Raw genomic sequence first — 13,200 nt, forward strand, 5'->3', positions numbered from 1 at the left:
TAGGGTGGGGCCATGACCGCGAAGACCCGTGTTTCCACCGATGCCGCCCCCGCGCCCGCGCACACCTTCTCCCAGGGAGTGCGCAAGGGACCGATCGTGCAGGTCTCCGGCCAGGGACCCGTCGACCCGCAGACGAACGAGTATCTCTTCCCCGGCGACGTCGCCGCGCAGACGACGCGCACGCTCGAGAACGTGAAGGCGATCGTCGAGGCGTCGGGCGCCACCTTCGACGACGTCGTGATGCTGCGCGTCTATCTCACCAAGCGCGAGGACTTCCCGGTCATGAACGAGGCGTACGGCGCCTTCGTGACCGCCCATACGTCGAGCGGCGTGCTGCCCTCGCGCACCACCGTGTTCACCGGGCTGCCGCGCGAGGAGATGCTCGTCGAGATCGACGGACTCGCCGTCATCGCCTGACTCCGCGCCCCGGGCGTGTTGCGTCCAGGACCGTTGCCTCCCCGTTACCTCCTATCCCGTACCATTGAGGGTCAGGGCACGTGTATAGCCGGGGGGTGGAGTTCGTGACCGATGTGATCTCAGCGCCAGGCGCTGCTGCAGGAGCGCACGGCGACGACGCACCGACCGAGGTGCTGACGCCCTCGGATGCTCCCACCGATTCGATGCCTCCGGCCGACGGCGACCAGCCGCTCGCGTGGGCGCCCATCGAGCCCTCTCCGAAGAAGAGCCGGCTCGGCCTGTGGATCGGCCTCGGTCTCGGTGTCGTCGCGCTCGGCGCCGGAGCGGCATCGATGATCCTCATCGCGCCCGGCACCACGGTCGCCGGCATCCCGGTGGGCTGGATGACTCCCGGAGCCGCTGCCGCTGCGGTCGACGCACATCTTGCCGAGACACGGATCACTCTGACTGGCGCGGGCGGCGATGTCGTGCTGACCGGCGCCGACCTCGGCGCATCCATCGACGCCGCGGCACTCGCCGACCAGGCCTACACCGAGCGCCCGATGTGGAATCTCGGCGCGTGGATGGGTGATTCCCTCCCGGGCGAGATCACGCTCGACGCCGAGAAGGCGACGAGTGCACTCCGCGGAGCCGTGCCTGCCAGCTTCGTCGAGCCCGTCGACGCAAGCGTCGCCTTCGACACCGCGAGCGCCAGCTATGTGCCGACTCCGGCCGAGGCCGGTACCGGCATCGACGTCACCGACCTCACCACCGCCTTCGGTGCAGCCGTCGCCGACGGCCAGAAGAGCCTCGACTATCCTGGCGACCCCGCCGAAGCCCTCCCGGTCATCTCCGACGACGATGCCGCCGCGACCGCCGCATCGTTGAACGCCATGCTCGACACGGTCGGGTTCTACGTCGGCGAAGAGAGGACCGTCCCGGTATCGCGCGCCGGCGCCGCAAGCTGGCTCACGGTCGTCGACGAAGACGGTCAGCTGCGGGTGCAGGCAGATCCTCAGATCATCCAGGCGACCGTCGACAATCTCCCCAAGCGGGTGGATCGCGCGCCGGTAAACGCCACCAACATCGTGGACTCCGCGGGAACGGTGCTGCGTGCAGAGCGAGACGGTGTCGACGGACGCGCCTTGGACGACACCTCCGACATCGCTGAGGAGTTCGCTCAGCAGCTCGAGGGTGGCGACGGAGTGTATGAACTCGCGGTCACCAAGACGCCGTTCGAGACGGTCAGCCTGTTCCGCAAGATCGAGATCAACCTCAGCTCGCAGCGCGCCTACCTGTTCGAGAACAACGAGGTCGTGAACTCGTGGGCGGTGTCCACCGGGCTCCCCGGCACGCCGACTCCCACCGGTAACTTCAAGGTCTTCGCGCATACGGCCATGCAGGACATGGGCTGCTACGAAGGGGCCCCGTACTGCACCGAGAACGTGCCGTGGATCACCTGGTTCACCACGAACATCGGCTTCCACGGCACCTACTGGCACAGCAACTACGGCCAGCGGATGAGTCACGGCTGCGTGAACCTGCCGATCGACCTCGCCAAGTACGTGTACGACTGGTCCCCCGAGGGCCTCGAGGTCGCCGTCTACAACTGACGCCTTCCCGACACACGAAGGGGGCGGATGCCGAAGCATCCGCCCCCTTCGTGTGTCCGGTCAGGTCAGCGCAGGGCGTCGACGATGCCGTTCAGCGTTTCCGACGGGCGCATGATCGCCTCGACGAGGGCATCGTCCGGTCGGTAGTAGCCACCGATCTCGACAGGCTTCCCCTGCACCGCGTTGAGCTCGGAGACGATCGTCTCCTCCTTCTCGGCGAGCGTGGCCGCGACCGGCGCGAAGGCCGCCGCGAGATCGGCATCCTTGGTCTGCTTCGCCAGCTCCTGCGCCCAGTACAGGCCGAGGTAGAAGTGGCTGCCGCGGTTGTCGATCGTGCCGAGGGCACGCCCCGGGGAGCGGTCCTCCTCGAGGAACGTCCCGGTCGCGGCGTCGAGAGTCTCCGCGAGCACGCGGGCCTTCTCGTTGCCCTTGCGGTCGGCATAGTGCTCGAGCGAAGCGGCCAGCGCGAAGAACTCGCCCAGCGAGTCCCAGCGGAGGTAGTTCTCCTCGACCAGCTGCTGCACGTGCTTGGGCGCGGAGCCCCCGGCACCGGTCTCGAACAGTCCGCCGCCCGCGAGCAGCGGAACGATCGAGAGCATCTTGGCGCTGGTGCCCACCTCGAGGATCGGGAAGAGATCCGTGAGGTAGTCGCGCAGCACGTTGCCGGTGACCGAGATCGTGTCGAGCCCGTGGCGCATCCGCGCGCGAGTGTGTAGCGCGTCGCCTCCTCGGGCGCGAGGATCGTGATCGTCAGGCCCTTGGTGTCGAGCGTCGCGAGACCCTGGTGCACCTTCGCGATGATCTGTGCATCGTGCGAGCGGTTCGCGTCCAGCCAGAACACGGCCGGCACGCCACTCGCACGCGCACGGTTGACGGCGAGCTTGACCCAGTCCATCACGGGGATGTGCTTGGTCTGCGTCGCACGCCAGATGTCTCCGGCGCCGACGGTGTGCTCGATCAGCACCGTGCCCTCGCTGTCGAGCACCTGGACGGTACCGGGCGCTTCGATCTCGAAGGTCTTGTCGTGGCTGCCGTACTCCTCGGCGGCCTGGGCCATCAGCCCCACGTTCGGCACGGTGCCGATGGTCGCGGGGTCGAGCGGTCCGTTCGCGATCACGTCGTCGATCACGGCCTGGTAGACGCTGGCGTAGGAGGAGTCGGGGATGACCGCGAGGGTGTCGGCTTCGCCGCCGTCCTTGCCCCAGAGCTTTCCGCCGTTGCGCACGAGGGCGGGCATCGACGCATCGACGATCACATCACTCGGCACGTGGAGGTTCGTCGTGCCCTTGTCGGAGTTCACGTACGAGAGGCGGGGCCCCTCGGCGATCGCCCTGTCGAAGGCGGCGGCGATGTCGTCGCCCCCGGTCACGTTGGCGAGTCCGGTGAGGATCGAGCCGAGGCCGTCGTTGGCGCTGAGGCCTGCCGCGGCGAGCTGCTCGCCGTACTGCTCGAACACGTCCTTGAAGAACGCCTTCACGACGTGGCCGAAGATGATCGGGTCGCTGACCTTCATCATGGTGGCCTTGAGGTGCACGGAGTACAGCACGTCGTCGGCCTTCGCCGACTCCAGCGTCTCGTCGAGGAAGGCGTCGAGCGCCTTCGCGGAGAGGAACGTCGCGTCGATGATCTCGCGCGGCAGGACCTTGAGCCCTTCCTTGAGCACGGTGACGGTGCCGTCCTCCGCCGTGTGGCGGAACGTCAGCACGTCGTCGTGTGCCGCGACCCACGAGCGCTCGTTGCTCTTGAAGTCGTCGTGGCCCATGGTGGCGACCCGCGTCTTCGAGCCTTCGGCGAACGGCTTGTTCCGGTGCGGGTGCTTCTTGGCGTAGTTCTTCACCGCCAGTGGTGCACGGCGGTCGCTGTTGCCCTCGCGGAGCACCGGGTTGACCGCGGATCCCTTGATGCGGTCGTAGCGCGCGCGGACGTCCTTCTCCTCGAGCGTCGACGGCTCATCCGGGAAGTCGGGGATGTCGTAGCCCTGCTGCTGCAGTTCGGCGATCGCCCCCTTCAGCTGCGGGATGGATGCCGAGATGTTCGGCAGCTTGATGATGTTCGCCTCGGGGAGCGTCGCGAGACCGCCCAGCTCGGCGAGGGCATCCCCCACCTGCTGCTCCGGGGTGAGCTTCTGCGGGAACGCGGAGAGGATGCGTCCGCCGAGAGAGATGTCACGGGTTTCGAAGGCGATGCCTGCCTGGCCGGCGTAGGCCTGGATGATCGGCAGGAACGAGGCGGTGGCGAGAGCCGGTGCCTCGTCGGTGTGGGTGTAGATGATGGCGTCGTCGGTCACCGGGAGGTTCTCCGTTCGCGAGGGCAATTTGTCTCGATACCAAGATACCTGAGCGGCTGTCGGCGCGTGGCCCGGCGGGCGGGCGCTGCGTCGTCCGAACAGCCAGCCTCGATAGACCTGAGGCGAAATGTTCGCGGGGGATGTCTCCGCTCGCGCGGGAGGGGTTAGCCTGGGAGCATGTCCGAACTGCGCATGGTCGAACTCTCCGCCGCGACGATCGTCGCCGTGAACAACCTGTCGCTCAAGCCCGGACAGGAGCAGTACCTCGCACCCGTCTCGTACGGGATCGCTGCGACCGTCATCAATCCGCAGACGTCGTGGCAGCGCGTGATCCTCGACCGCAATGAGGTCGTCGGGTTCGTCAGCGCGAACTTCGACGACGAGGCGCCGGAGGAGCACTTCCGCTCCGTCCTGTGGCGCATCAACGTGGATGCCGACGATCAGGGGCGAGGCGTCGGTCGTTTCGCCGTCGAGGCTCTCATCGAGGAAGCCCGTCAGCGCGAGGTCGACCACGTCAACGTGATCTACGAGGCGGGCGACGGCGGACCGGAGAACTTCTTCCACCGCGTCGGGTTCACGCCCGTCGGCGAGACCGCCTACGGCGAGATCATCGCGCAGATCCGCGTCACGTCATAGGCCGGCGGCGGGGTCTCGAATCCCCTCCCCCATCGAGACTCCGTCGCCCTTGACCGGTTCCTGACGGGACCGCTCTCACACGAGAGTCACGGATATGTTGCGAGCGACCACAAAAAGCTTGCGCTCCGCTGCGCCTCGTGCGTATCATCGCTGAAGAGGCGTAAGCGAAGCGCTTCGACGATTTCTTACCGCAGGATGACGATGGAGTCACGATGACGACGATCCACGAGGTGGCCGAGGCCGCCGGGGTGTCGATCAGTACCGTCTCCTACGCCCTGAGCGGCAAGCGGCCCGTGTCCGAGAAGACCCGTCGCCGCATCGAGGATGCCGCACACGCGCTCGGCTACGAACCGGATGCCGGCGCACGGATGCTCGCCGGTCGGCGCACGCACATCTTCGCCCTGACCGAGCCCCTCCGCGCCGACACGCACGCCCCCACGCACATGGCGTTCGTGCTCGCGACCGCCGTGGCGGCGCGGCAGCGCGGCTACGACATCCTCCTCCTCACCGACGAGCAGGCCTCTGAGGGCATGAACCGTGTGGCGGCGAGCAACCTGGTGGATGCGATCCTCGTGCTCGATGTCGCCCCCGACGACGAGCGCGCCGCGATCGCCCGCTCGGTGCGCACCCCGACGATCTTCATCGGCATCCCGGAGGATGCTGAGGGGCTCACCTGCGTCGACCTGGATTTCGACGCCGCCGGGCGCATGGCCGTCGACCACCTCGTCGACGCCGGCCACGACCGCATCACGCTGCTCGGCCAGACCGAGGTCTCCTACCGGAAGTCGAACTTCCCCCGCCGTCTGCTGAAGGGCGCGACCGACCGCGCGGACGAGCGTGGAGTGCGCCTCGACCCGATCACGACTGGCGCCGCCACCACCGACGTCGCCGCTGTGCGCGCCGCGGCGAACGCCGCGCTCGACGACGGCGACCGCGCCTTCATCGTGCACGCCGTGAACGATGTGCACGATGCGCTGCTCGCGGTGCTCGACGAACGCGGCCTGCGCGTGGGCGACGACGTATCCGTCATCTCCGCCGCAGCATCCTTCGACACCACAACGCTCGCCGTCCCCATCGACACGATCCCTCTCGTGCCGCAGCTGTCCTGCGAGTACGCGGTCGACCTGGCCGTCCGCCGTCTGGAAGAGGCGCACACCGCACCGGGGATCCACCTCCTTCCACCCGAATACCGCTCCGCCGGATCCGTCGCCCCTCCCCGGGAATGACGCCTCGGAGACCATGCTCTCGCGCGACCGTCGTCGAAACGCTTCGATGCTTCGCCTCCTCCACAACTGAACACCTGACCCAGAGAAGTGTCCGGCCCACAGGGCCACCGAGAAAGGAGTGCCGACGATGGCACGCAACATCCGCAGGACGAAGGCGCTGACCGTGTTGGCAGCGCTCACCGCCACCGGGATCGCGCTGAGCGGCTGCGCCGCCGGCTCAGGCGACGAGGGCGGCGATGGCAAGACCCTCAAGCTGTGGCACTACGAGGGAGCCGACAGCGCGATGGGCAAGGCGTGGGCCGAATCCATCAAGATCTTCGAAGAGGAGACCGGGGCCAAGGTCGAGTTCGAGGAGAAGTCGTTCGAGCAGATCCAGAAGACGGCCAGCCAGGTGCTCGACACCGACGCCGCCCCCGACCTGATGGAGTTCAACAAGGGCAACGCCACGGCGGGCTTCCTCGCGTCGACCGGGCTGATCGCCGACATCTCGGATGCCGTCGAGGAGTACGGCTGGGACGACAAGCTCGCCCCGTCGCTGCAGACGACCGCGAAGTACTCCGAGGACGGCGTCATGGGCGGCGACACCTGGTTCGGCGTGCCGAACTACGGCGAGTTCGTCGGCGTCTACTACAACAAGGATGCCTTCGCCGAGGCGGGGCTCGAGATCCCGACCACGTATGACGAGTTCGTCGACGTGCTCGACGCCTTCGTCGCGAAGGGCATTACTCCGCTCGCCGAGGCCGGCGCCGAGTACCCGCTCGGACAGCTCTGGTACCAGCTGGCACTCATGGAGGGTGACCGCGGCTTCGTCGACGACTACCAGCTCTACAAGGAGCCGGTCGACTGGCAGGGCGACGAGGTCACCTCGGCGACCGAGACGCTGAAGGAGTACGTCGACAAGGGCTACATCGCCTCGGACGTCTCATCCGTCAAGGCCGAGGACGCCGGCGTCTCGTTCATCAACGGCACCTCGCCGATCTTCGTCTCGGGCTCCTGGTGGTTCGGCCGCTTCGTCTCCGAGGCCACCGGCTTCGACTGGTCGATGACCGCCTTCCCCGGTGCTGATCTCTCGCTCGGCTCCTCGGGCAACCTCTGGGTCGTGCCCGAGAACGCCGCGAACAAGGAGCTCGCCTACGAGTTCATCGACATCACGATGCGTCCCGAGATCCAGGCGATCATCGGCAACAACGGCGGTCTCCCCGTCGCCGCCGACACCGCCGACATCACCGACGAGAAGAGCGCCGAGCTGATCGAGACGTTCAACGGCGTGCTCGACGCCGACGGCCTCTCGTTCTACCCGGACTGGCCCGCGCCCGGCTTCTACGACGTCATCGTGCAGGAGCTCCAGGGTCTCGTCACCGGCGTGCAGGACGTGAAGACGACCAACACCAACCTCGGCGACCAGTACGACGAGGGCACCTCCGAATACCGCTGATCCATTCGCGGGGGCGGCTTCCGCAGCCGCCCCCGCAACTCTCCTGGAGGTGACCATGTCACTCGACACCCGTCAGCGCCGCACGACGCCGCGCCGCGCCAAGCTCCCACCCGAGGAGCCGTCGATCCCGCAGCGCCGCGGCGGGACCGGGGCGTACTGGCTCTACCTGCTCCCCGGCTTCGCGCTGCTGCTCGTCGTCGTCATCGTCCCGCTCATCTGGAACGTGTACCTCACCTTCACGAAGTGGAAGGGCGTGCGCACCCCGGAGTTCATCGGGCTCGAGAACTGGCAGAAGATCCTCACCGACAGCGACTTCTGGACGTCGTTCACGAACTCGGTCTGGATGATCCTCGCCATGGTGGTGGTCCCGACGATCGTGGGTCTCATCGTCGCCGCACTGCTGTTCGACGTCGTCGGGCGCAAGTTCGGTGGCAAGGTCGGCAGCTTCCTCCGCGCCACCTACTACCTCCCGCAGATCCTCCCGATCGCGGTGGCGGGCATCGTGATCGGCTGGATCGTCCGCCCCGGCGGCGATGGCGCGCTCAATCAGATCCTCGGCGCCTTCGGCGTCCCCGCGTACGACTGGCTCGGACAGATGCCGTCGGCGCTCATCGTGCTGATGGTCGTCATGGTCTGGGTGCAGCTCGGCTACCCGGTCGTGGTGTTCATGGCCGCACTGCAGCGCGTCGACCCGGAGCTCTACGAGGCCGCCGAACTCGACGGCGCCAACTGGCTCCAGCGATTCACCGCCATCACGATGAGCATCATCCGCCCGGAGATCTTCGTGGTGACCCTGACCTGCACCATCGCGGCGCTCAAGGTCTTCGGCCCCGTCTACATCATCACGCGCGGTGGGCCCGCGGGTTCCACGCTCGTACCCGCCTACTACGCGTACCAGGAGTTCTTCACCAAGCGGAACGTCGGCTACGGCGCGACCATCGCCACCGTGCTCACCATCGTCGTGGTCATCGTGTCGATCATCTTCATCCGCCTGCAGAACTCGCTCGAGCGGAAAGAAAGGGCGGGTCTGTGATGCACGCCACCACTGCCATCGTCACCGGCAAGACCGCGAAGACCCGTCCCCGCGGCGGCATGACGAAGAAACGGCCGGTCGACTGGCTGCTGCTCGCCCTCGTCGTCGTCGGCGCACTGCTCGTCATCGCGCCGTTCTACCTCGTGCTCGTGAACTCGTTCAAGTCGCCGCTCGACTACGCGACGTCCGGGCCGCTCGCCTTCCCCGAGACGCTCGACTTCGGCGGGATCATCAAGTTCTGGGAGCGCGTAAACTTTCCGGAGAAGGTCTGGAACTCGATCTTCATCGCCGGCATCGTCTCAGTGCTCGCCGTGGTCATCTCGATGCTCAACGCGTTCGCGATCGGCATCGGCCGCGTTCGCGGGCGCAGCTGGATCGTGCTGCTGTTCCTGATGGCCAACCTGCTTCCGCAGGAGGCGCTGCTCTACCCGCTGTACTACATGTTCAAGTCGGTCGGTCTGTACGACAACGTGTGGGCGGTCATCATCGTGTTCACGGTGATCCAGGCGGCCTTCGGCACCTACCTCCTGTCATCGGTCTACGGCACCTTCCCCAAGGAGATCCTCGAGGCCGCGTCGCTCGACGGTGCGACCCGCTGGCAGATCCTCTGGCGGGTCGTCTTCCCCATCAGCCGTCCCACGCTGTCGGTGCTGTTGATCTTCTTCTTCATCTGGACGTGGAACGAGTTCCTCATCCCGCTGACGTTCCTCGCCTCGAACGCCAACCAGACGGTCCCGGTCGCGATCAGCGTGCTGCAGGGCGACCGTCTGATGGACGTCACCACCACGAGCGCGTCGGCACTGCTCGGCATCATCCCCACGCTCATCTTCTTCCTCATCTTCCAGCGCACGCTCACACGCGGCATCACGGCAGGAGCAGTCAAGTAATGAAGTTCACCGACGGGTTCTGGCAGCTGCGTCCCGGCGTCACCGCGCTCCACGCGCAAGAGGCCTACGACATCGCAGAGACCGACGACACCCCCGACGGCCCCGGCCTGGTCATCACGGCTCCCACGCTGGTGATCGCCAAGCGCGGCGACGTGCTCAACCGCCCCGTGCTCACCACGACCCTCTCCTCCCCCGCCGAGGGCGTGATCCGGGTGCGCATCGCGCATCACTCCGGCGGGCGGTGGCACGGCGGGTTCACGCTTCCGGGTGCCGGCGGCGCGGCATCCGTCTCGGTCTCCGACGCCGGAGGCGTGGTGGATGCCGGCGCGCTGGTCGCCCGCATCTCCCCCGGTGCTCCGTGGGATCTGTCGTTCGAGGTCGAAGGCCGCCGGGTGACCGGCAGCGGGCACAAGGCGCAGGGGTACATGCAGCTCGCGCCCGGAGCCCAGGTCGACCAGGGCATCGTGTCGAACGCTCGACAGGGCGGCACCGCCCCTTCGGCATCCGTCTTCATCCACGAACAGCTCGACCTGGGTGTCGGCGAGCACATCTACGGACTCGGCGAGCGCTTCGGGCCCCTGGTGAAGAACGGGCAGACCGTCGAGGTGTGGAACGCCGACGGCGGCACGTCGAGCGAGCAGGCGTACAAGAACGTGCCGTTCCACCTGTCAGACCGGGGCTACGGCGTGCTGGTGAACGATCCGGGGCACGTCTCCTATGAGATCGGCTCGGAGGCGGTCGAGCGGGTGCAGTTCTCGGTCTCCGGCGAGGTGCTTGAGTACTTCGTGATCGCCGGCCCCACCCCGAAGGACGTGCTGGGCCGCTACACGGCGCTGACCGGTCGGCCGCCGGTCGTGCCCGCGTGGTCATACGGCCTGTGGCTGTCGACGAGCTTCACGACCGACTACGACGAGCAGACCGTGAACTCCTTCATCGACGAGATGACTGCGAGAGAGCTGCCGGTCTCGGTGTTCCACTTCGACTGCTTCTGGATGCGCGAGTTCAACTGGTGCGACTTCGAGTGGGACCCGCGGGTGTTCCCCGACCCCGAGGGCATGCTGGGGCGTCTGCACGAGAAGGACCTGCGCGTCTGCGTCTGGATCAACCCCTACATCGCGCAGCGGTCCCCGCTGTTCCGCGAGGCCGCCGATCAGGGCTTCCTGGTGCGTCGCGCCGACGGGTCCGTATGGCAGTGGGACCTGTGGCAGGCCGGTATGGGTCTCGTCGACTTCACGAACCCGGAGGCCACAGCCTGGTACCAGGGTTATCTGCGCCGCCTCATCGCTCAGGGCGTGGACTGCTTCAAGACCGACTTCGGCGAGCGCATCCCGACGGATGTCGTCTGGGCCGACGGCGCCGACCCCGAGCGCATGCACAACCTCTACACCGAGCTCTACAACCGGGCCGTGTTCGACGTGCTCACCGACACCCGCGGCGAGGGCGAGGCCGTGCTGTTCGCCCGGTCGGCGACGGCCGGGGGCCAGAGCATGCCCGTGCACTGGGGCGGCGACTCGACCTCCACCTTCGCGTCGATGGCCGAGACGCTCCGCGGCGGGCTCTCGCTCGCGCTGAGCGGCTTCGCCTTCTGGAGCCACGACATCGGCGGCTTCGAGGGAACGCCGGATGCCGCGGTGTTCAAGCGCTGGACGGCGTTCGGCCTGCTCGGCTCGCACTCGCGCTTCCACGGCTCGAGCTCGTACCGGGTGCCGTGGGCGTTCGACGAGGAGGCCGTCGAGGTCACACGGCGCTTCACGCACCTGAAGATGCGGCTCATGCCGTACCTGTACCAGCAGGGACTGGATGCCGCGGAAACCGGCGTGCCGCTGATGAGGCCGATGGTGCTCGAGTTCCCCGACGACCCCGCGGCGACGTACCTCGACCGGCAGTACATGCTCGGCTCGAACCTGCTGGTCGCGCCGGTGTTCTCGGCCGACGGCGCCGTGGACTTCTACCTGCCGTCGGGCGAGTGGACGTCGCTGCTGACCGGCGAGACGGTCTCCGGGGGCGGGTGGCGCCGAGAGGTGCACGGCTTCGACTCCTTGCCGCTGTACGTGCGCCCCGGCACGGCGCTCCCCTGGGGCGCCAGGGTGGACAGCCCCGAATACGACTACCATGACGGACTGCAGCTGCGTGTCTTCGCCGGCGGCACGGGAACCGCATCGGTGACCGTGACGAACCCCGAGGGCCGCGCCGTCACCTACGACGTCGACCTCGAGGAGATCACCGGATGACCACCCCGCTCGCACCGCTTGCCCCCGCCGACGACTACCGGGGCTCGGGACTCGTCTTCCCCGAAGGCTTCACCTTCGGGTCGGCCACCGCCTCGTACCAGATCGAGGGGGCCGCGGCCGAAGACGGTCGCACCCCGTCGATCTGGGACACCTTCAGCAAGACGCCGGGGCGCGTGTGGAACGGCGACACCGGGGACGTGGCGTGCGATCACTATCACCGCGTCGACGAGGACCTCGATCTGATGGCGGACCTCGGGCTGCAGGCCTACCGCTTCTCGATCGCCTGGCCGCGCATCGTCCCCGCCGCCACGGGCGAGGTGAATCAGGCCGGGATCGACTTCTACTCGCGGCTCGTCGACGGGTTGCTGCAGCGCGGCATCCGTCCGGTGGCGACGCTGTACCACTGGGATCTTCCGCAGTACCTCGAGGACGCCGGCGGGTGGACCTCCCGGGCGACCACGGATGCCTTCGAGCGCTACGCCGAGGTGATGGGTGCGGCGCTGGGCGACCGGGTGCACACCTGGACCACGCTGAACGAGCCCTGGTGCTCGGCCTACCTCGGCTACGGGCAGGGGGGTCACGCGCCCGGTCGGCACGAACCGGCATCCGCGCTGTCGGCCGTGCACCACCTCAATCTCGCGCACGGACGGGCGATCCGGGCGCTGCGGGCCACGTCGTCGGGCGACCCGGACTACTCCGTCACGCTCAACTTCCACGTGCTGCGTGGTCAGGGCGACGGAGCGACCGAGGCAGTGCGCCGGATCGACGCGCTCGCGAACCGCGCGTTCACCGGTCCGATGCTGCGTGGCGAGTACCCCGCCGACCTGCTGGAGGACACGGCATCCGTGACCGACTGGAGCTTCGTGCAGGAGGGCGACCTCGCCACGATCAACCAGCCGATCGACGTGCTGGGCGTGAACTACTACTCCACCGCGACCGTGCGGCTCTGGGACGGCGTCTCGCCGAAGCAGCAGAACGACGGCCACAAGGGCGCCGAAGGCGGTACGGCCTGGCCGGGCAGCAACGAGCTCGTCGAGTTCGTGGAGCAGCCGGGGCCGTACACGGCCATGGGTTGGAACATCGCGCCGGAGGGCCTCGAGGAGTTGCTCGTCTCACTGTCGGAGCAGTTCCCGGAGCAGGCGCTGATGGTCACCGAGAACGGCGCGGCCTTCGAGGACGAGGTGGCGGAGGACGGCTCGGTGCCCGACCCCGAGCGCACCGACTACCTGCGCCGGCACTTCACCGCGGCGCATCGGGCGCTCGAGCGCGGCGTCGACCTGCGCGGCTACTTCGTGTGGTCGCTGCTCGACAACTTCGAGTGGGGCTACGGCTACGCCAAGCGGTTCGGCATCGTGCGCGTCGACTTCGACACGCTCGAGCGCACCGTGAAGGACTCCGGGCACTGGTACCGCGACCTCGTGCGCACACGGACCGTCGGGGCGTAGTTCGAAGGTGC

General features: G+C 67.7%; 9 protein-coding genes and 1 pseudogene. 9 read left to right on the forward strand and 1 reads right to left on the reverse strand.

All coding sequences use genetic code 11. From position 1 onward, the window contains the following. Nucleotides 1–12 precede the first annotated feature (12 nt). Together QFZ21_RS06115 and QFZ21_RS06120 are read left to right on the forward strand one after the other, a co-directional pair. Nucleotides 13–417: a RidA family protein gene (locus QFZ21_RS06115; RefSeq protein ID WP_307375498.1), complete on the forward strand. Its 405-nt coding sequence runs from the start codon at nt 13–15 to the stop codon at nt 415–417. 104 nt (nt 418–521) lie between these two features. Beyond that, nucleotides 522–2,009 carry a L,D-transpeptidase family protein gene (locus QFZ21_RS06120; RefSeq protein WP_307375500.1) on the forward strand — a complete coding sequence of 496 codons (1,488 nt, stop codon included), beginning with the start codon at nt 522–524 and terminating at the stop codon, nt 2,007–2,009. A gap of 65 nt (nt 2,010–2,074) precedes the next feature. Here QFZ21_RS06120 and QFZ21_RS06125 read toward each other — a convergent pair. Beyond that, a pseudogene (locus tag QFZ21_RS06125) lies at nt 2,075–4,296 on the reverse strand (NADP-dependent isocitrate dehydrogenase). A gap of 177 nt (nt 4,297–4,473) precedes the next feature. Here QFZ21_RS06125 and QFZ21_RS06130 point away from each other — a divergent pair. From QFZ21_RS06130 to QFZ21_RS06160, 7 genes are all read left to right on the forward strand, one after another. After that, the gene (locus tag QFZ21_RS06130) at nt 4,474–4,932 is read left to right on the forward strand and encodes an N-acetyltransferase (RefSeq protein WP_307375504.1); all 459 of its coding nucleotides are present in this window, start codon (nt 4,474–4,476) and stop codon (nt 4,930–4,932) included. 212 nt (nt 4,933–5,144) lie between these two features. Next, complete coding sequence (locus tag QFZ21_RS06135) at nt 5,145–6,158, forward strand: LacI family DNA-binding transcriptional regulator (protein ID WP_307375507.1); 1,014 nt, start codon at nt 5,145–5,147, stop codon at nt 6,156–6,158. A 127-nt stretch (nt 6,159–6,285) separates the two neighbouring features. After that, the gene (locus QFZ21_RS06140; RefSeq protein WP_307375509.1) at nt 6,286–7,593 is read left to right on the forward strand and encodes an ABC transporter substrate-binding protein; all 1,308 of its coding nucleotides are present in this window, start codon (nt 6,286–6,288) and stop codon (nt 7,591–7,593) included. Between the two features lie 55 nt (nt 7,594–7,648). Continuing rightward, nucleotides 7,649–8,626, forward strand: coding sequence for a carbohydrate ABC transporter permease (locus QFZ21_RS06145; protein WP_307375511.1), 978 nt, complete (start codon nt 7,649–7,651; stop codon nt 8,624–8,626). Further along, complete coding sequence (locus QFZ21_RS06150; protein WP_307375513.1) at nt 8,626–9,513, forward strand: carbohydrate ABC transporter permease; 888 nt, start codon at nt 8,626–8,628, stop codon at nt 9,511–9,513. The genes QFZ21_RS06145 and QFZ21_RS06150 overlap by 1 nt, the downstream gene beginning before the upstream one ends. Continuing rightward, nucleotides 9,513–11,744, forward strand: coding sequence for an alpha-xylosidase (gene yicI, locus QFZ21_RS06155; RefSeq protein WP_307375515.1), 2,232 nt, complete (start codon nt 9,513–9,515; stop codon nt 11,742–11,744). The genes QFZ21_RS06150 and yicI overlap by 1 nt, the downstream gene beginning before the upstream one ends. Next, on the forward strand, nt 11,741–13,189 hold the full coding sequence (locus QFZ21_RS06160) for a GH1 family beta-glucosidase (protein ID WP_307375518.1): 1,449 nt from the start codon (nt 11,741–11,743) through the stop codon (nt 13,187–13,189). Before yicI ends, QFZ21_RS06160 begins: the two co-directional genes overlap by 4 nt. The last annotated feature ends 11 nt before the right edge of the window (nt 13,190–13,200 follow it).

The sequence above is a fragment of the Microbacterium sp. W4I20 genome, from assembly GCF_030816505.1.
Taxonomy (GTDB): Bacteria; Actinomycetota; Actinomycetes; order Actinomycetales; family Microbacteriaceae; genus Microbacterium.